At 71.6% G+C, this 17,863-nt stretch carries 17 protein-coding genes; 8 read left to right on the top strand and 9 right to left on the bottom strand.

The window, feature by feature from the left end:
- The first annotated feature begins 118 nt into the window (after positions 1-118).
- The 3 genes from ACZ6R6_RS45415 to ACZ6R6_RS45405 are packed head-to-tail and all read left to right on the top strand — an operon-like array spanning position 119 to position 2,087.
- Positions 119-802, top strand: a complete 684-nt coding sequence (locus ACZ6R6_RS45415; protein ID WP_470103336.1) for a hypothetical protein — start codon at positions 119-121, stop codon at positions 800-802.
- A gap of 51 nt (positions 803-853) precedes the next feature.
- Positions 854-1,522, top strand: coding sequence for a thymidylate synthase (locus tag ACZ6R6_RS45410; protein ID WP_306860055.1), 669 nt, complete (start codon positions 854-856; stop codon positions 1,520-1,522).
- Positions 1,455-2,087, top strand: a complete 633-nt coding sequence (locus ACZ6R6_RS45405) for an HAD-IA family hydrolase (protein WP_470103334.1) — start codon at positions 1,455-1,457, stop codon at positions 2,085-2,087. The genes ACZ6R6_RS45410 and ACZ6R6_RS45405 overlap by 68 nt, the downstream gene beginning before the upstream one ends.
- Positions 2,088-2,126: 39 nt before the next feature.
- On the opposite strand, the gene ACZ6R6_RS45400 is transcribed toward ACZ6R6_RS45405, so the two are convergent.
- The 3 genes from ACZ6R6_RS45400 to ACZ6R6_RS45390 are packed head-to-tail and all read right to left on the bottom strand — an operon-like array spanning position 2,127 to position 4,829.
- Complete coding sequence (locus tag ACZ6R6_RS45400) at positions 2,127-2,762, bottom strand: GNAT family N-acetyltransferase (protein ID WP_470103333.1); 636 nt, start codon at positions 2,760-2,762, stop codon at positions 2,127-2,129.
- Positions 2,763-2,787: 25 nt separating this feature from the next.
- Positions 2,788-4,299, bottom strand: coding sequence for a PH domain-containing protein (locus ACZ6R6_RS45395; protein WP_470103331.1), 1,512 nt, complete (start codon positions 4,297-4,299; stop codon positions 2,788-2,790).
- Complete coding sequence (locus tag ACZ6R6_RS45390; RefSeq protein WP_470103330.1) at positions 4,296-4,829, bottom strand: PH domain-containing protein; 534 nt, start codon at positions 4,827-4,829, stop codon at positions 4,296-4,298. The genes ACZ6R6_RS45395 and ACZ6R6_RS45390 overlap by 4 nt, the downstream gene beginning before the upstream one ends.
- 267 nt (positions 4,830-5,096) lie before the next feature.
- Between ACZ6R6_RS45390 and ACZ6R6_RS45385 the strand changes: the two genes are divergently transcribed.
- A complete protein-coding gene (locus tag ACZ6R6_RS45385; protein WP_470103328.1) occupies positions 5,097-5,456 on the top strand; it encodes a hypothetical protein in 360 nt (119 codons plus the stop codon).
- Between the two features lie 365 nt (positions 5,457-5,821).
- Here ACZ6R6_RS45385 and ACZ6R6_RS45380 read toward each other — a convergent pair whose 3' ends face one another.
- Positions 5,822-8,389: a GcvT family protein gene (locus tag ACZ6R6_RS45380; protein ID WP_470103326.1), complete on the bottom strand. Its 2,568-nt coding sequence runs from the start codon at positions 8,387-8,389 to the stop codon at positions 5,822-5,824.
- 75 nt (positions 8,390-8,464) lie between these two features.
- Between ACZ6R6_RS45380 and ACZ6R6_RS45375 the strand changes: the two genes are divergently transcribed.
- Both ACZ6R6_RS45375 and ACZ6R6_RS45370 read left to right on the top strand, forming a co-directional pair.
- On the top strand, positions 8,465-9,403 hold the full coding sequence (locus tag ACZ6R6_RS45375) for a phosphotransferase family protein (protein ID WP_470103324.1): 939 nt from the start codon (positions 8,465-8,467) through the stop codon (positions 9,401-9,403).
- Between the two features lie 50 nt (positions 9,404-9,453).
- Positions 9,454-11,019, top strand: coding sequence for an amino acid permease (locus tag ACZ6R6_RS45370; protein WP_470103323.1), 1,566 nt, complete (start codon positions 9,454-9,456; stop codon positions 11,017-11,019).
- A 20-nt stretch (positions 11,020-11,039) separates the two neighbouring features.
- Here ACZ6R6_RS45370 and lipB read toward each other — a convergent pair whose 3' ends face one another.
- Both lipB and ACZ6R6_RS45360 read right to left on the bottom strand, forming a co-directional pair.
- Entirely contained in the window at positions 11,040-11,678 is a 639-nt protein-coding gene (lipB, locus tag ACZ6R6_RS45365; protein WP_470103321.1) for a lipoyl(octanoyl) transferase LipB, read from the bottom strand.
- A gap of 9 nt (positions 11,679-11,687) precedes the next feature.
- Positions 11,688-11,879 (bottom strand): PspC domain-containing protein, encoded by a 192-nt coding sequence (locus tag ACZ6R6_RS45360; protein ID WP_306860073.1) that lies wholly within the window; start codon positions 11,877-11,879, stop codon positions 11,688-11,690.
- A 227-nt stretch (positions 11,880-12,106) separates the two neighbouring features.
- Here ACZ6R6_RS45360 and ACZ6R6_RS45355 point away from each other — a divergent pair, with 227 nt between their 5' ends.
- Positions 12,107-13,651 (top strand): M28 family metallopeptidase, encoded by a 1,545-nt coding sequence (locus ACZ6R6_RS45355; protein ID WP_470103319.1) that lies wholly within the window; start codon positions 12,107-12,109, stop codon positions 13,649-13,651.
- 145 nt (positions 13,652-13,796) lie between these two features.
- Complete coding sequence (locus tag ACZ6R6_RS45350; protein ID WP_470103317.1) at positions 13,797-15,299, top strand: M28 family peptidase; 1,503 nt, start codon at positions 13,797-13,799, stop codon at positions 15,297-15,299.
- A 230-nt stretch (positions 15,300-15,529) separates the two neighbouring features.
- Here the strand turns inward: ACZ6R6_RS45350 and ACZ6R6_RS45345 are convergent, their stop codons facing one another.
- The 3 genes from ACZ6R6_RS45345 to ACZ6R6_RS45335 all read right to left on the bottom strand — a co-directional run bounded on the left by ACZ6R6_RS45345 (position 15,530) and on the right by ACZ6R6_RS45335 (position 17,697).
- Complete coding sequence (locus tag ACZ6R6_RS45345) at positions 15,530-16,675, bottom strand: hypothetical protein (protein WP_470103315.1); 1,146 nt, start codon at positions 16,673-16,675, stop codon at positions 15,530-15,532.
- Positions 16,675-17,163, bottom strand: coding sequence for a SigE family RNA polymerase sigma factor (locus tag ACZ6R6_RS45340; protein WP_470103313.1), 489 nt, complete (start codon positions 17,161-17,163; stop codon positions 16,675-16,677). The genes ACZ6R6_RS45345 and ACZ6R6_RS45340 overlap by 1 nt, the downstream gene beginning before the upstream one ends.
- 66 nt (positions 17,164-17,229) lie before the next feature.
- Entirely contained in the window at positions 17,230-17,697 is a 468-nt protein-coding gene (locus ACZ6R6_RS45335; protein ID WP_470103366.1) for an ABC transporter ATP-binding protein, read from the bottom strand.
- Positions 17,698-17,863: the final 166 nt, after the last annotated feature.

Raw genomic sequence — 17,863 nt, 5'->3', positions numbered from 1 at the left:
AGTTGTGGAAGATGTGCCGAATGGCGCGCGCATGACTGACAAGTGCGTCAAAATCTTCTTACCGCGCAAGTCCGCCAGCCCCCGAGAGTGGGTCCCGATGCGGAAGATGTTGCCGCGCATGACCGCGGAATCGCTGCCCGAGAGGCTCGACGACCTGCCCGTGGAACCGAAGGACTTCCTCCAGCTCGTGGCCGTGGACTTCAGCGGGACCTACCACGTCTATCTCGCGGCCAAGGACGAACGGCTCAAGATGACCAGGCTCTCCATGAGCCTGCTCGCCGCCCCGTTCGCCGCCGCCATCGCGCTGGCGAGCGCGAAGGTGGTCAATCCGGGGGCGCTGACCTCCTGGGGCGGCGTGCCGTGGTATCTGTTCGCGACGATCGCCGCGTTCGGACTGCTCAACATCCTGCCGTTCCTGCGGCTGATCGAGGCGGTGAACGCGCACATGCGGACCGCGCGGGCGCTCAACAACTTCCGCCTGCTCTACGTGGTCCAGCTCAAGGACCACTTCTCGGCCCTCGGCTGGACCCCCAACCTGCCGGTGGACCCCCGCTACCCCGAGACGTACGCGCCGCTCGCCTGGCCGGGGATCAACGTGATGATGCTGGCCCTGGTCAACAGCTCCTACATCGCCGTCGGCGTGCTCGGCCTGGTCAGGACCGAACCCAACGCGGCCCTGCTCCTGGTGGTCATCGGACTGCTCTCCCTGCTGCACTATTTCGTCTACTACGTCCGCGCCAACGTCTCCCGGCAGCGCAGACTCCCACACAACCCCTTCCATTTCCCCAACGTGGAGACCTGAATGCCCGACCTCCTCAGATTCGCGTCTTGTGGGGAGACGTGGATCTGGCTGATGCGACACGTGCAGGACAGCGGCAGGCCCGCCGAGGACGACCGGGGTCCGATCATCGAAGCCCAGGCGGTGCTGTTCGAGATCGCCAGGCTCGGCTGGGACGATCCGATCCTGGAGTCCTACGGCGACTCGGGGAAGATCCCGCTGTACGCCGGCAAGTTCAGCGAGTGCGCGGTCCTGCCGCCCTTCAAATACAGCTACGGCGGCCGGCTCCGCCAGCTCCTCGGCGTCGACCAGCTCCGCTGGGTCGCCGACGTGCTGCGCGCCAAGCCGTACACCAAGAGTGGCTGGATCTCCCTCACCGTCCCGGGTGAGTCTCCCGACGCGGTGCCCTGCCTGACCAGCCTGGCCTTCCGGCTCCGTGACGGGCGGCTGGTGATGACCGCCGCGTTCCGGTCGCAGAACGTGTTCACCTCCTATCTGAACTATGTGCCGCTGCGTAGTATTCAGAACGAGGTCGCCGGCGATCTCGGGGTGGACTGTGGGTCAATGAGGGTCTTCGTCGACGTTCCGCACATCTACGCCGCGGACGCGGCGACGGTCGGGGAGATCCTCCGGCTGTCGGAGCGCGATGGGCTCGGCGAGGGAGAGTCGACACCAGGTGCTGCTGGTCGACTTGGACGGGACTGTGGTCGACTACGCCCAAACGGAGCGCGGCGCGCTTCATGAGGTGCACCACCGCTTCTTCCAGATGGGCCGCGCCGAGTTCCTGGCGCGCTTCCACGCCGCCAACGAGCCGCTCTGGGCGGCCTACCGCGAACACCGGATCACCCTGGCCGAGCTGCGGCTGGAACGCTGGGCCAGGATGGACGCCCTCCCCTCGGTCGCGGCCGCGTTCGAAGACGCGCTCGGCCGGAACGTGACCCTGTTCCCGGAGGCCAGAGCCGCTCTGCGGCGGCTGTCCCGGCGGTTCAGGCTGGCCCTGGTGACCGACGGCATCGCCCACGTCCAGCGGGCCAAGCTCCGCCGCACCCGGATCGGCGGGTTCTTCGAGCACGTGGTGATCGCCCCCGAGGTCGGTCTGCGCAAGCCCGACGGAGAGCTGCTCCACCACACCCTGGACCTGCTGGAGGCCAAGGCCGGTGACGCGCTCATGGTCGGCGACTCGCCGGCGAGCGACGGCGGCTGCGCGCAGGCCGCCGGGGTGGACTTCTGCTGGGTGAACCGCACGCAGGCGCCGCCCACCCCCGGCATCCCGGTCCACCGGACCGTCACCTGCCTCGGCACCGTCTAACGCCTTCCACCGATCCGGTACGCGGGAAGGAGGACCGGCCTACGGGGAGAACAGCGCTTCGGCGCCCACCGGGACGTATCCGGCGGCCAGGAAGGTCCGGACGCTGGCCGCGTTGCCGGGGGCGATCTGGGCCCACAGCGGGTGCGGGGTGAGCTGACGGGCCGCGCAGGCCAGGGCCCTTCCCAGGCCCCGGCCCCGGTGCTCCGGATCGATCTCGACCGCGACCTCCCAGCGGCCCGCCACGCCGCGCCCGACGACGAGGAGGCCGCCCGGGCAGGTCCACGTCCGGACGTCGTCACGGTAGCGGCGGGCGCGTCCGGCTCTCGGGTGGCCGGTCGCGGACACCTCGGTCAGCGCGATCGGCGGCCGGCCGGGAAGCGGCCCGGCGAGGGCGAGCATGTCGATGTTGTCGAGCCGGCGGCCCAGCCGTCCCTCCAGGGCGCCGAGGAAGCGGGGGCCGAGCGGCGCGGACAGGTCTCCGTCGGGGAGGCGCCGGTGGATCCACGACGCTTCGACGTCGGCGAATATCACGTTGTGCGCGGTGAAGGCGATGACACCCGCGTCACGCGGCGACGGCTGGGGCAGGATCGTCGGCCCCGCGTCCGGCGCGGGGAAACGTCCCCTCGACGCCTCGGCGAGCAGGTCCGCCAGCGTGTCCGCTCCGCCCGTCTCCATCACAGGTGATCTTACCTCCGGGACGTCAGCGGATGAAGGGCGCCAGCAGGCCGGGCACCGCCTCCTCGGCGAAGGCCAGTCCCTGCGTGACGGAGACGTCTCTGACCTTGTAGGAGCCCTTGCCCGCGGCTGTGGTCGCGGCCAGGGTGAGCAGGCCCGACCTCCGCTGGAAGGGCGAGCGGCCGACGGTCCAGCCGATGATCGCCTCACGGCGGAGCGCCACCGTCCTGCGCCGGGCCGTGCCGTACCGGGTGACGAGGTAGGGGCCGTGGAGTCCGTGCCCCAGGTTGCGGTAGGCGTCGCGGGCCAGGAGCAGCCCGACGGGGAGCAGCGCCGGACCGACCGGCCAGAGCAGGGCGGGGACCCAGCTCAGCCACGCGGCGAGCCCCGCGAGCAGCAGCGCGAGGACGAGCGGCGGCCAGAGGGCGTGGACGGCCCTGCGGCGCAGCGCCACCCGGGGGTGGGGGCGCAGCGGCGCGAGGGTCGGCGAGACGTCCTCGCCCAGTACGGCGGCGGCGGCGCGGTGGGCCTCGGCGCGCGGGGCCGGCGGCAGCAGGGCCGTCGAGTCGTCCTCGCCGAGCCCGGTGGCCACAGCGTTCAGCCTGGCCCCCCGGCCCCAGCGCAGCGGCAGCGGCTCGGCCACCTCGACGCCGCGCAGCCGCCGCTCCTCCAGCGACATGGACCGGGTGGTCAGCAGGCCCCGCCGGACGAGGAGGGCGCGGCCGGGCCCGCGGGTCAGGCGGAAGTCCCACCAGGACTCCACGTAGAGCAGCAGGGTCCCCGTCAGCCCGATCGCCAGGACGACGCCGGTGGCCACGGCGAGGACCACGGCCGGGTGGGTCGCGGTGACGGCGGCCCACAGCTCGCCGAGGAAGCCGACCTCCGTGGGGCTGATCCCGAACATGTCCAGCACGCGGAAGAACAGGCCGAAGGGGGCCAGGCCGATGGCCGGCGACCAACTGCTCAGCAGCGCGTAGCGGATCCAGGCCGGGCGCAGCTCGGCGATGACGGAGTCGGAGCGGGCCGTACGGCCCAGCAGGCTCCGCCGCAGGAGCAGGGCGTCGGCCCGGGAGATCCCGTCGAGGGAGAGCCCCTTGTCCGCGTCGTTCTGGCCGGTGCCGATCTTGACGTCGGCCAGGCCGAAGATCCGGTACATCGGACCGGCCGTCACCTCGACGCTGCGCACCCGGTCACGCGGGACCGACCGCCGCCTGCGGAAGACCAGGCCGGAGCGGAGCTCGACGCGTTCGCCGGTGACCCGGTAGCGGGTGGTGGCGTAGCGGATCAGGCCGATCGAGGTGATCACGGCGGCCGCCGCGAGGATCGAGCCGAGGGTGATGACGGTCTGCAGGTTCAACCGGTCGCCGGCGACCAGGGCGGTGGCCGCGACAGGCGCCAGCGGGCCGATCACCCAGCTCAGGCTCAGCCACGGCATCCGCGGGTCGAGCCGCGTCCACTCCAGGCCGGCCGCCCCGCCGCCCACCCGGCCCGCCCCGTCATACCGGCGGTCGTCGGCCGTGTCCCGATCGCGGTTCACGTGGCGTCACCGGGGGTGTCCTGGGTCCGGGCGGTGAGCCGCTCGACGAGGTCGGCCGCGAGGGCGCGGTCCAGGCCGTTGATCTTTATCGCGCCCGCCGCCGAGGCCGTGGTGACGGTCACGCCCGCCAGGCCGAAGATCTGCTGGAGCGGGCCCCGGACCGTGTCGACGGTCTGGATCCGCGACATCGGCGCGACCCGCCACTTCTGCCAGATCCAGCCGGAGGCCGCGTAGACCGCGTCGTCGGTGGTCTCCCAGCGGTGCACCCGGAACCGCCACCGTGGCATCACCGCCACGTAGACGGCCCCCGGGACCGCGATGACGAGCGCCGGGAGCAGCAGCCAGAACCGGGCCGGCGGGATCAGGAGAGCGAGCAGGACCAGCACCAGGACCGGCGGGGCCACGAGCACGACCGCCTGGCCCGTCCACCATCGGACCGCCCGGCTGTCCACCGGATTCCGGGGCGGCCGGAGCCGGAGCCCTCCATCGGCCCCACCCTCCTGACCGCTCGTCTCATTTTTTGACCGCATGGCCAAAATTTAACACATGCGGACAGACACGCAACCCCATGCCCACGGAGCCGAGGGACACAAGATTGTCGGCGGGCTTCTTTACTGTCCCGATCATGCTGAACGCCTGGAACGAGGTCCGCGCGGCGATCGACGCCGAGGACGCGGCCGCCGTCGCGACGCTGGTGGCCGGATTCGACGACGTCCAGCGCCGCGAGGTGGCGCGCGAGCTGCCCGGCCACCTGCTGGTCGCGCGCCAGGCCCGCCGCCTGGCGGGAGGATCTCGCGGTGCGGCTGGCGCTGCGGCTGCGCGGCCTGCGGCCCGAGGCCGACCGGAGGGTGAGACTGGCCCTGGAGCTGCTGCGCGGCACCGGCGCCGAACCGCCCGAGCACGACCCGTTCACGCTCGCCTGGATCGCGGCCACCCGCACCGAGGACCTGGCCGGTGACCCGCTGCTGGAGGCGATGGCGCCCAGGCTGTTCGAGGCCGAGGCCGAGGGCGTGGGCAGGTTCCTGCGCGGCGACCGGGGCTGGCCCGCCGCCCTGAGCGCGCTGGCCGGCAGCGGCCGGATCAGGCGCGAGGCGGCGGAGGAGCCGGCACCCGTGCGTCCCGTCCTCCCGCCGCTGCCGCGCGGGCGGCGCGCCTGACCGGGGAGGCGGAACGCAAGGTCGCCCGGTGGCTCACCGACCGGCCCGCCGAGCCGCAGGCGGTGCTGCGCTGGGGGACCCGCCAGGACGACACCCGCATCACCTCCGAGTTCGTGTCAGGCCCGGAATACCAGGAGGTGCTGGGCGACCTGCTCAAGCGGGGAGGACGGCCCCGCCGACGCCGTCGCCGTGCTCAGGACGGCGGCCGAGCGGGGCGCGCACCGGGAGGTCTGGCAGGTGATGACGGGCCTGCTCCCCGCCTACCTGCCGGGCCCCTCGGCCGGTCCTCGACCGGAGAGCGCGGACGCGGTAGCGCGCTCTCCGGCGGAGGACCGGCCAAGGACCGGCGGAGGACCGGCGGAGGATCAGCCGGGCAGGCGCCTGATCCGCTCGGAGGCCGGGTCGTAGAGGGGCTCGGCGGTGACGGTGGCGCCGGTCCAGAGGCCGGTGACGCCGACCTCGACCCGGTCGCCGGGGGCGGTCCCGGCGGGCAGGTAGGCGTAGGCGATCGAGCGCTCCACCCGGTGGCCGTACCCGCCGCTGGTCACCCGGGAGGCCGGCGCGCCGCCGATGCGGACCGGCTCGCCGCCGAGGCAGACCTGGCGGGGGTCGTCCAGGACGAGGCAGCGCAGGCGCGGGCCGGGAGCCTCCGTCCCCTGACGGCCGTCCGGCGCTCCGGCGGGCGCGTCCGGAGCGGGCCCGTCCGCGCCGCCGCGCCGGCCGGGCCGGCCCCGCCGGGCCACCGTCTCAAGCGCGGACCGGCCGAGGAAGTCCTTGTCCTTGGCCACCGCGAAACCCAGGCCCGCCTCGACGGGGGTGGTCTCCGGAGTGATGTCCAGGCCCCAGACCCGGTAGCCCTTCTCCAGGCGCATCGAGTCGATCGCCCGGTAGCCGGCCGGGCGCATGCCGTACGGCGTGCCCGCCTCCATGAGCGTGTCCCACAGGGTCAGCCCGTACTCCGACGGGCAGTACAGCTCCCAGCCGAACTCGCCCACGAACGTCACCCGCTGGGCCAGCACCGGGACGTTCCCCACGCTGATCTCCCTGGCCTGCATGTACCCGAAGGTCAGGTCGTCGTCGCAGACCGTGCCGAGGATGTCGAGCGCGCGCGGGCCCCACAGGCAGTAGCAGGCATGGGCCGAGGTGACGTCCCGGACGTCGAGGCCGTGGCCGCGGAGCCAGGCCGCGTCGTGGACGCCGAAGGCCGTGCCGGTGACCAGGCGGAAGCGGTCCTCGGCCAGACGGGTGACGGTCAGGTCGGCCTCGATGCCGCCGCGCTCGTTCAGCAGCTGGGTGTAGACGATCGAGCCGGGGGGCCGGTCGAGCTGCCCGGCGCACGCCCGCTGCAGCCTCATCAGAGCCTGGTGCCCTGAGACTTCGAGCTTCGCGAACGAGGTCTGGTCGAACAGTCCCGCCGCGTCCCGCGTGGCCAGGCACTCCCGCCGGATCGCCGGGGACCAGATCCGGCCCGCCCAGCCGGCCGGGCGGACCTCCGGCGACCGCCGCGTTCCCCGCCCGTCTCCCTCCTCCCGCGCCGGGGCGCCGGCGTTGGAGACTTCCTCCCGCGCCGGGTCGTCGGCGTTGGAGTCGAACCAGTTGACCCGCTCCCAGCCCGACTTCTCGCCGAACGCCGCCCCCAGCTCCGCGTGCCGCACCCACGCCGGGGAGCGGCGCAGCGGCCGGGCGGCGGTGCGCTCCTCGCCCGGATAGACGACGTCGTAGTACTTCGAGTAGGAGTCGAGCGCCCTGGCCCGGGCCCACGAGGCGGACCGGGCGTGGCCGCCGAACCGGCGCAGATCCATGCCGAACACGTCGTACTCCGGCGAGCCGTCCACGATCCACTCGGCCATGACCTTGCCCACGCCGCCCGCGGCGGCCAGGCCGTGGACGCAGAACCCGGCCGCCGTCCACAGGCCGCGGACCGCCGTCTCGCCGAGCAGGAACTCCCCGTCGGGGGTGAACGCCTCGGGACCGTGGACGACCTTCGTGATCTCGGTACGGCCCAGCGCGGGGACCCGCCGCACCGCCGACTCCCACGATTCCTGAAATTTCGGCATATCGGGCGCGAACAGTGTCCGGGGCTCCTCCAGCGGGTGCCCGGTCTCCCAGATCTCCGGAGTCCGGATATATCCCCCGACGAGTATGCCGCCGCCCTCCTCACGGAAGTAGACGATGTTGTCCGGGTCCCGGACCGTGGGCATAGACGAGGGGACGTCGAAAGGTTCGGTGACGACATACTGGTGTTTGATCGGCACGATCGGGATGTCCACCCCGGCCAGCCGCCCGACCCGGCCGCTGGCCGCGCCCGCCGCGATGACCACGGTGTCGGCCCGGACCGACCACTCCTCGGAGCCGAGCGCGAGGCGGACCCCGCCGACCGCGCCGCCGGCCACCTCCAGCCCCGTCACGCGGGTGCCGGTGAAGATCCGCACGCCCAGCTTCTCCGCCCCGGCCGCCAGCGCCCTGGCCAGCAGCGCCGGATCGAGCCAGCCGTCCCCGGGCAGCCAGAGCGCGGCCCGCACGTCGCGCACGTCGAGCAGCGGCAGCATCTCCCCCGCCTCGGCGCCGGACAGGACGGACAGCCCCAGGCCGTAGGTCTCCCCGGCCCCGGCCAGCCGCAGCGACTCCTCCACCCGCTCGGGTGTGGTCGCCAGGCGGAGCCCGCCCACCCCGCGCCAGCCGGGGTCCATCCCGGTCAGCTCGGCCAGTTCGGGGTAGAGGCCGGCCGAATACATGATCATCTTGGTCTGGGTGACGGTCGAGCGGAGCTGGCCCACGAATCCGGCCGAGTGCCAGGTGGTCCCCTCGGTCAGCTCGTGCCGCTCCACCAGGATCACCTCGCTCCAGCCGAGCCTCGCCAGGTGGTAGGCCACGCTGCACCCGGCCACCCCGCCGCCGATCACGACGGCCCGCGCAGAGTTGGGAAGTTCCAAGGTCGGCAACTCCTCTGTAACAACTCGTCCGGATAATCGGATCAATGGTCTGAAGGTAGGCCAAAGGAGTGCGGCATGCCAGATGCTCTCGCAGCCGTCCGGGAGTGGGCCGGACAGCCCGTCACCGAGACGCCGATCAATGGTGGGCTCAGCCACCGGATCGCCCGGTTGGACGCGGCCGACGGGCAGCGCTGGCTGCTGCGGGTGCTCGATCCGCGCGTCTCGGAGGCGGGCCTCGGCATCCCCCTCGACCAGGAGATCGCCAACACGCTCCGTGCGGCCGAGGCCGGGGTCGGCCCGCGGGTCCTGCACCGGATGCCCGGCGCGCTGCTGCTGGAGTATCTCGACGGCGCCACCCTCGACGCGCACGGCGTGCGGACGCTCCCCGGACCGATCGCGGCGGCCTGCCGCCGCCTGCACGCCGGACCCCGGTTCGTCAACGACTTCTCCATCTTCCGCAAGCTTGAGGAGTTCCTCGCCCTCTGCCATACCCACACGCTGCCGACACCCGACGGCTACGAGGACCGGCGGCGGACGGCGGCGGAGATCGAGCGGGCGCTGGCCGCCCACCCGCTGCCGGCGGTGCCCTGCCACAACGACCTGCTGCCGGGCAACCTCATCCACTGCGGCACGGAGATCAAGATCGTGGACTACCAGCTCTCCGGGAACAACGACCCGGCCTTCGAGCTGGGCGACATCGCCGCCGAAGCCGACTACGACCCCGACCTGGCCGGCCGGCTGACCCGCGCCTACTTCGGCGAGGCCGACCCGCGACTGATCGCGCGGGTCAGGCTCAACCTGATCATGTCCAACCTGACCTGGTCCCTCTGGTTCGCCGTGCACCACGGGCTGCTGCGGGAACAGGCGGCGGCCGCCGACTTCGACTACGACGCGGAGGCGGCCGACAAGTTCGCGCGGGCCGTACGGGACCTGGACGATCCGGGGTTCGGACGGCTCGTCGACGACGTCCGGGGCCGGCGCGCGCCGGCCCCCCGGACCCCCGCCCCCGGATGACCCCCCTCATCCAGGAGTAAACCCCCCATGTAAGACGCAAGGAGGCTTGCATGACCAAGCCAGTAGTGCCACCTGTGGACACGGACGCGCAGCGGCTCGCCGAGCTCGGTTACAAGCAGGAGCTCTCCCGCACCTGGAGCGGCTTCTCCAACTTCGCCATCTCCTTCTCGATCATCTCCATCCTGGCCGGGTGTTTCACCACCTTCGGCCAGGCGTGGAACAACGGCGGGCCGATCGCCATCTCCTGGGGCTGGCCGCTGATCTCGATCTTCATTCTGATCATCGGCCTGTGCATGTCGGAGCTGGTGTCGGCCTACCCGACCGCCGGCGGCATCTACTGGTGGGCCGCCAAGCTGGGCAGGCCGGTCCACGGCTGGTTCACCGGGTGGTTCAACCTCATCGGGCTGATCGCGGTGACCGCCTCGGTGGACTACGGCTGCGCGACGTTCATGAACATCACGATCAACCGGTTCGCCGAGGGCTTCGAGATCTCCCTCGGCAACACCTTCATCCTCTTCACGGTCATCCTGGTGCTGCACGCGCTGATCAACATCTTCAGCCACCGGCTCATCTCCGTGCTGCAGAACGTCTCGGTGTGGTGGCACGTGTTCGGGGCGGCCGTGGTGGTGGCCATCCTGATCTTCGGCCCGGACCGGCACCAGTCGCTGTCGTTCGTCTTCACCGAGCGCTTCAACAACTCGGGCTTCCCCGACACGTCGTTCTGGTTCTACGTGCTGCCGCTCGGCTTCCTGCTGACCCAGTACACGATCACCGGCTTCGACGCCTGCGCGCACGTCTCGGAGGAGACCCAGGGCGCCTCGAAGGCGGCGGCCCGCGGGCTCTGGCAGTCGATCTTCTACTCCGCGATCGGCGGCTGGGTCCTGCTGCTGGCGTTCCTGTTCGCGGCCACCGACGTGGACGCGGTCAACAAGGAGTTCGGCTTCGTGGGGGCCGTCTTCACCTCGTCGCTCACCCCGATCATGGCCACGGTGATCTTCGGCATCTCCACGATCGGGCAGTTCTTCTGCGGGATGAGCTGCGTGACCTCGATGTCCCGGATGACCTACGCGTTCTCGCGGGACGGCGGCATCCCCGGCTGGCGGCTCTGGTCGAAGGTGAACAAGGACCGGACCCCGGTCAACGCGATCGTCTTCGGCTGCGTCGCGGCGCTCGTGCTGACCCTCCCGGCCCTCTACAAGGCCCCGACCGGCACCCCCCTGGCGTTCTACGCGGTGGTCTCGGTCGCGGTCGTCGGCCTCTACATCGCCTTCGCCATCCCGATCTGGCTCCGGCTGAGGATGGGCGACCGCTTCGAGCCCGGCCCGTGGACGCTGGGCGCGAAGTACAAGGTCATGTGCTGGATCGCCGTCATCGAGATCGTCGTGGTCTCGATCTACTTCGTCATGCCGCTGGCCCCGGCGGGGGTGCCGTTCAACAAGGACGACCCCGCCACGCCGGGAGACGAGACGTTCACCTGGACCGCGGTCAACTACGCGCCGATCGTGGTCGGGCTGATGGTCCTCGCCGTGGGTCTGTGGTGGGCGCTGTCGGCCCGGCACTGGTTCACCGGGCCGCGCCGCACGGTCGAGGTCGAGGAGGAGCAGCCGATCGCCTGATCAGGCCGCGGTCCCCCCGGTCAGACCGCCTCGAACGCCTCCGCCACCGCGGCCCGGACCCGGTCCATGTCCGCGGCGGCCGGGGCCTCCCGGCTCAGCGAGGTCATGTCGACCTCCGGCATGCCGCAGGGCACCGCCCAGTCCCACGGGGCCAGGTCGCCGTCGACGTTGAGGGCGAACCCGTGGCTGGTCACGCCGCGGCTCTGCCGCATGCCGATCGAGACGATCTTCCGGCCCGTCTCCGCCGTCCACACGCCCGTCAGCAGCTCCGAACCCGGCGGGGTGTCCCGGCGTTCGGCCGGGACGTCCAGCGCGCCGAGGGCACGGACGAGCCGGAGCTCGACCTCGCGGACGTAGTCGACGATCCCCTCCCCCTCCCCGAGCTTGACGACGAGATAGCCGACGAGCTGGCCGGGGCCGTGGTAGGTGAGCTGCCCGCCGCGGCCCGTGCTCACGACCGGGATGCCGTGGGACGGGTCGGGCAGGTGCTGCTCCAGCGTGCGCCTGCCGACGGTGTAGACCTGCGGGTGGCTGAGGAGCCAGAGCGTGTCGGGGCGCTCGTCGCGCTGCCGTTGACCGACCAGGTCGGTCATCTGCTCCATGGCCTTCTCGTAGTCGACCAGGTCGTCCTGGATCAGGGACAGGGGGCGTTGCCTCATGTCCTCAGCTTATTTTCCGTAGTGGACCGCGGGAGCCTTGGGGACGAGGATCCACATGAGCACGTAGACGACCCACAGCGGCCCCGGGATGAGGGACAGCAGCAGCCACAGCACCCGGACGACCGTGGGCGACCAGCCGAGGCTCTCCGCGATCCCACCGCAGACGCCGGCGATGATTTTGTGATTTCTCGAACGGTGCATTTCTGTCTCCCCGGATCGTTGGTCTTCACCTTCTGAACGGAGGGCGGAGACCCCCACGTTCCCGGGACATCCCTGAGAAAACCCTGTCAGGGTCGGCCCGGGGACCGGGCGGGCCGCGTAACTATTCGCGCAACTCCTCGGCAGTGGGCCTAGGCGAAGGTCATTGATCAAGGTAGCTTCCGCCTTAACACGGAATGGGGCCCACAGTTTCACTCCCGAGGAGCTTTATGCGCCTGCAACGCACGCTGGTCCGGACCGCCACCCTGGTCACGGCCGTCACTCTTCCGCTCGCCTTCGTCCCACCCGCGAGCGCGGCCGCGACCGGCCTCCCCGACGTCCTGGCCGAGGCCCTGTCCTCCCAGGTCAAGGGTAAGAACGTCAAGAAACACCTCGACAGCTTCCAGCAGATCGCCGACGCCAACGGCGGCACCCGCGCCGCGGGCACCCCCGGATACGACGCCTCCCTCGCCTACGTCAAGGACAAGCTGCGCCGGGCCGGCTACAAGGTCTCCACCACCGACGTGGAGTTCCCGGTCTCATGGGAGGAGTTCTCCCCCTCGGTCCTGCAGCAGGTGACGCCGGAGGCCAAGACCTACGCCAACCCCGCCGACTTCGTCACCGTCGTCTCCTCGAGTCCCGGGGACGTCACGGCGCAGGTCCAGGTGGTCGACGCGGTCATCCCGCCGGCACCGAGTCCCAACACCTCCACCGCGGGCTGCGAGGCCGCCGACTTCGCCGGGTTCGTGCCGGGCCGGATCGCCCTCATCCAGCGGGGCACCTGCCCGTTCGTCGACAAGGCCACCAACGCGAAGGCGGCCGGCGCGGCCGGTGTGATCTTCTTCAACGAGGGTCAGCCGGGCCGTACCGACCCCTTCTCGTTCGACATCCGCGAGTGGCGCTTCGGCTTCCCGATCGTGATCGCCTCCACCGCCGTCGGCCTCGACCTGGCCGACACCCCGGGCACGACCGTCCACCTGAAGGTCGACGCCAAGACCACCGTCGGCCAGACCAAGAACCTCATCGCCGACTCCCCGTGGGGCAAGAAGGGCGAGATCGTGATGGCCGGCGCCCACCTGGACAGCGTCACCGAGGGGCCCGGCATCAACGACAACGGCTCCGGCAGCGCCGCCATCCTGGAGACCGCGCTGAAGCTGGCCCACCTGCCCACCAAGCACAAGCTCCGCTTCGCCTGGTGGGGCGCCGAGGAGCTGGGCCTGCTCGGCTCCGACCAGTATGTCGCGGGCCTGTCGCAGGCCGAGCGGGACAAGATCCGGCTCTACCTCAACTTCGACATGGTCGCCTCGCCGAACGACGTCACCTTCCTCTACGACGGTGACGACTCCGACGCCGAGGGCGCCGGCCCCGGCCCGGCCGGCTCCGCGGAGATCGAGAAGCTGCTGGAGAAGTTCTACGGCAAGCGCGGTCTGAGCTTCAAGGGGACCGACTTCGACGGCCGCTCCGACTACGGCGCGTTCATGGCGGCGGGCATCCCGGCCGGCGGCATCTTCACCGGCGCCGAAGGCATCAAGACCGCCGAGGAGGCCGCGGTGTTCGGCGGTACGGCGGACGCCCCGTACGACCCCTGCTACCACGCGGCCTGCGACACCACCACCAACATCAACGCCGCCGCGCTCGACCGCAACTCCAAGGCGATCGGCTACGCCACCGCGTTCTACGCCTATGACCTGTCCACGATCCCCGACCGTGACGCCGCCGCCCTGGCGAAGTCCGCCACGGCCGCCAAGCGGGCGCCGGAGGACGCGGCCCGCTGACCCGTGTCCCGCGGACCCCACCTGACGGCCGCCGCAGGCGACGGATCCGAGGGACACCACCCAAGCGCACCACCACGCTGTACGGCGCGCACCCGCCAGGTGCGCGCCGCTCGGGGGACCCCCACACCCTCCCAACCCGAGGAGCATGATGCGCAACCTGTGGACCATCGGGATGGCGGCGATCCTGGCCATCCCCCTGGCGCTCACCGCGCCGGCCGCGTCGGCCGCCGTCCCACCGGACATCTCACTGGCCAACGTGAAGGCACACCTCACCCAGCTCCAGTCCATCGCCACCGCCAACGGCGGCAACCGCGCGCACGGCCGCCCCGGCTATCTCGCCTCGGCGAACTACGTCAAGGGCCTGCTCGACGGCGCCGGGTTCACCACCACCCTCCAGTCGTTCACCTACAACGGCGCGACCGGCTACAACGTCATCGCCGACTGGCCGGGCGGCGACCCCAACGACATCCTCATGGTCGGCGCGCACCTGGACAGCGTGACCGCGGGACCGGGCATCAACGACAACGGCTCCGGCAGCGCCGCCATCCTGGAGACCGCGCTGGAGGTCTCCCGCCAGGCCCTGGCCCCGACCAAACATCTCCGCTTCGCCTGGTGGGGCGCCGAGGAGCTGGGCCTGCGCGGCTCTCAGTACTACGTCAACAACCTCCCCGCCGCCGAGCGGGCCAAGGTCAAGGGCTACCTGAACTTCGACATGGTCGGCTCGCCCAACGCCGGTTACTTCGTCTACGACGGAGACAACTCCGACGGCGTCGGCTCGGGCCCCGGCCCGGCGGGCTCCGCGCAGCTGGAGGCGACGCTCCAGGCCTACTTCACCTCGATCGGCGTGGCCACCCGGGGCACCGACTTCGACGGCCGCTCCGACTACGGCCCGTTCATCAGCGTCGGCATCCCCGCCGGCGGCACGTTCACCGGCGCGGAGGGCATCAAGTCCAGCGCCCAGGCCACCCTCTGGGGCGGTACGGCGGGGCAGGCGTTCGACTCCTGCTACCACCGGGCGTGCGACACCACGACGAACATCAACGACACCGCGCTGAACCGCAACGCCGACGCGATCGCCTACGCGGTGTGGACGACCGCCACAGCCACCCCGCCCGTGACCGTCTGGCAGGACACCTTCGAGACGGCGACCGGCTGGACCGCCGACCCCGGCGGCACCGACACCGCCACCCTCGGCCGCTGGGAGCGCGGTGACCCCGAGGCCACCACCTCCAGCGGCGCCAAGCAGCTCGGCGCCACCGTCAGCGGCACCAACGACCTGGTCACCGGACGGCTGGCCGGCGCCTCCGCCGGCGAGCACGACGTCGACGGCGGCACCACCACCATCCAGTCGCCGGCCGTAACCCTGCCCGCCTCCGGCACCCTCAAGCTGGGCTTCTCCTGGTATCTCGCACACGGCTCCAACGCCTCCAGCGCCGACTACCTGCGCGTGAAGGTCGTCGGCTCCACCACCACCCAGGTCTTCCAGCAGCTCGGCGCCGCCACCAACCGCAACGGCGCCTGGGCCACGGCCGAGGCCGACATCTCCGCCTTCGCCGGACAGAGCGTCCGCATCCTCATCGAAGCCGCCGACGCCTCCACCGCCTCGCTCGTCGAGGCCGGAATCGACGACGTCAAGATCACCCGATAGCGGGAAGGGGTGGGGTGCGGCCGCCTCGCGGAGCCGCGCCCCACCCCGGCCGGGGAACCCGGTGGGGCACCTCCGCACCGGGAGCGCCGAACGGCTCGCCTCCCGGCCGAGCGGGGGCGGGAGCTCGCATGATCACGATCCTGCGCCCGCGGGAAGTCAGCCACTCCTGGGGCCGGGCTCCAGCGGGAGACGCTCATCTATGTCATCACTGTCAGTCCTCGTAGGAGCTGTCAGTCCTCGTAGGAGAAGGTGACCGTCCCATCGGAGGACCAGGACCTCTTCACCTTCGACGGAGGGTCGTCCCACTGCTGGACGGCGACCTCCCACTTCCCCGGCGCGGGCGTGAGCCCGCCGAGGATCTCACGGGCCCTGTCCGCGCCCTTCTCCAGATCCGACAGGAAGTCCGTCCCGGCCGGCACCCGGTCGCGCGGCACCACCGCGACCGTGACACCGTCAGTGGCCTGGAAGTCCCACCTCGCCGGCTTCGGCCCGCAGGGCTGGGCCACGGCCATCACCTTGTCGCCGACGACGCCCGGCCAGATGAACGCGTACAGGTCCTCGCCCCCGCACCGGACATACACCGAGCCCTGGCCGCTCGGTGCCGCCTTCACCCTGAACCTCTTGTTGATCTCCTTGAAGTAGCGGCTCTCAACCGTGTGGCTGTTGGGCAGGCCGGCCAGGTTCCGTTCCCCCTTCGTCGCCAGCTTCGTGCCGTTGTGCAGGCAGATGTCCGGCGAGCACGACCGGCTGGAGCCGCCGCCGTCGTGGATCGCCATCTCCCAGAGGCCCGGTCCCGGCTCGGCCAGCGCGAGCACCCGTTCGAAGTCCGCACCGGAGAGCTCCGACTCCGCCGTGACGTCCGCCGGGACCCGCGAGGTCTGGATGGTGAACACCTCGACCTCCGCGGTGACCCCCTCCCGGGCTTCTTCGAGCCTGCCCAACACCGACCACTCACGCCCCTGCTCGCCTCCGCACCTGCCATGGTCGACCTGGTCGCCGAAGCGCACGAAGGTCTGGACCGGGCCGGTGCAGTTCACCCGGTAGAAGGTCTTCCCGCTCCTCGGGGTGAAGGAGATCTTCTCCGTCTTCCCCACGTTCGCGAAGCGGACGCCCGCCAGCCGTACTCCCTCCTCCCGCCGGTCATCCTCCTGGACCGAGGTCGCGATGTTGGGCCCCTGCCCGCCGGGAACCAGCCCCGGGGTCAGGACCGCCACGACCGCCAGCGCCGCGGCCAGTGCCCCGGCGGCCGCCCACCTGCGCCGCCGCCGGATCCCCCGGCCCCTCGTGACGATCTCCTCAAGCCGGGCGGCGCCCCCGCGACCGCCCTCGCTGTGCGCCGCGAGCAGCTCCCTCAGATCGTCCTCGGTGTGAGTCATCACTTGGCTCCCGTCATCGTCTGAATCCCCTGATCGACCCGGAGCCGGGTGAGAGCCCTGCCGAGCTGGCTCTTCACCGCCCCGACGGAGCACCCCAGTACGCCGGCCACCTGGGCGAGGGTCATCTCCTCGAAGTAGTGCAGGACGACCACCGCCCGCTGGCGGCCCGACAGCGCGCCGATCGCCGTCCACAGGGCGTCGCGGTCGCCGACGTCACTCGTGAAGTCGCCGGCCACCGCCCGGTCCGGCAGGGCCTCGGTGGGGATCTCCCCCCGCCAGCGCCGGCGCCACCAGGAGGCGTGCGTGTTGGCGATGATCCGGTAGACGTACGGATCGGGATTGCCGTCGATCCGCCGCCAGGCGACCCACGCCTTGGCCAGCGCCGTCTGCACCAGGTCCTCGGCGGTCGCCCAGTCCCTGGTGAGGAGGTACGCCGTTCTTCGCAGCCGTTCGTGACGCTGCGCGACGTACTCCGCGAACTCAGTCATCCCTGCCTCCGCCTCGATGTTCCGAGGATGACTACCGCCGGGACGGAGGGTTCGGTTGACGGGGAATCAGAAAACTCCGTCGATCTCCATCTCCCGGCGGAGCCGTACCGTCTCGGCGGGGTCCCAGCCGGGGCGCGGCACCGAGCTCAGCAGCGGTCGGGTGTAGGGGTGCTCGGGCCGGGCGAGCACCTGCGCCACCGGCCCGCTCTCCACGACCCGGCCCCGGTGCAGCACGAGCGTCTCCTCGCACAGGTGCCTGATGACCGCGGGGTCGTGGCTGACCGACTGCAGCGCCACACCCGGGTCGCGGCGCACCTGGGCCGGCGGCTCCAGGATCCGGGCCTGGATGGACACGTCGGGCGCCGCGACGGCCTCGTCCGGTCCGCTGGAGAACCGGTAGACGTCGGCGGCGGCGGTCGCCAGGTCACGGGCGGCGCCGGCGCCCGCAGAGGCGATCATGCCCGGGTCGGTGACCGGGACCAGGCCGACGGACCACACCCCGTTGCAGTACTCGCCAACCGCCTCCGCGGCCACCGCCAACGCGATCCGTGCCGTTGATCCGTGGCCGGGTTCCGTGGCCGGGTTCCGTGGTCGGGTTCCGTGGTCGGTTCCGTGGTCGCCACGGATGCGGGCCGGCCAGGCCGGAAGGAAAGCTGTGCATAGGCGAACAACGGGTCGAGATGACCCACGAGCACAGGAG

This window comes from Streptosporangium sp. NPDC048886, from assembly GCF_055586905.1.
Note: the sequence above shows the minus strand (reverse complement) of the source record. Positions and strands in the feature narration are given on the sequence as shown.

Excerpts from the sequence above, each read along its gene's own strand:
- ACZ6R6_RS45350 (WP_470103317.1), top strand. The coding sequence starts at position 13,797 with ATGATGCGCAACCTGTGGACCATCGGGATGGCGGCGATCCTGGCCATC.
- ACZ6R6_RS45345 (WP_470103315.1), bottom strand. The coding sequence starts at position 16,675 with ATGACTCACACCGAGGACGATCTGAGGGAGCTGCTCGCGGCGCACAGC.
- ACZ6R6_RS45360 (WP_306860073.1), bottom strand. The coding sequence starts at position 11,879 with ATGCACCGTTCGAGAAATCACAAAATCATCGCCGGCGTCTGCGGTGGG.
- ACZ6R6_RS45375 (WP_470103324.1), top strand. The coding sequence starts at position 8,465 with ATGCCAGATGCTCTCGCAGCCGTCCGGGAGTGGGCCGGACAGCCCGTC.
- ACZ6R6_RS45355 (WP_470103319.1), top strand. The coding sequence starts at position 12,107 with ATGCGCCTGCAACGCACGCTGGTCCGGACCGCCACCCTGGTCACGGCC.
- ACZ6R6_RS45340 (WP_470103313.1), bottom strand. The coding sequence starts at position 17,163 with ATGACTGAGTTCGCGGAGTACGTCGCGCAGCGTCACGAACGGCTGCGA.
- ACZ6R6_RS45390 (WP_470103330.1), bottom strand. The coding sequence starts at position 4,829 with ATGCGGTCAAAAAATGAGACGAGCGGTCAGGAGGGTGGGGCCGATGGA.
- ACZ6R6_RS45400 (WP_470103333.1), bottom strand. The coding sequence starts at position 2,762 with ATGGAGACGGGCGGAGCGGACACGCTGGCGGACCTGCTCGCCGAGGCG.
- lipB (WP_470103321.1), bottom strand. The coding sequence starts at position 11,678 with ATGAGGCAACGCCCCCTGTCCCTGATCCAGGACGACCTGGTCGACTAC.
- ACZ6R6_RS45415 (WP_470103336.1), top strand. The coding sequence starts at position 119 with ATGACCGCGGAATCGCTGCCCGAGAGGCTCGACGACCTGCCCGTGGAA.
- ACZ6R6_RS45370 (WP_470103323.1), top strand. The coding sequence starts at position 9,454 with ATGACCAAGCCAGTAGTGCCACCTGTGGACACGGACGCGCAGCGGCTC.
- ACZ6R6_RS45410 (WP_306860055.1), top strand. The coding sequence starts at position 854 with ATGCGACACGTGCAGGACAGCGGCAGGCCCGCCGAGGACGACCGGGGT.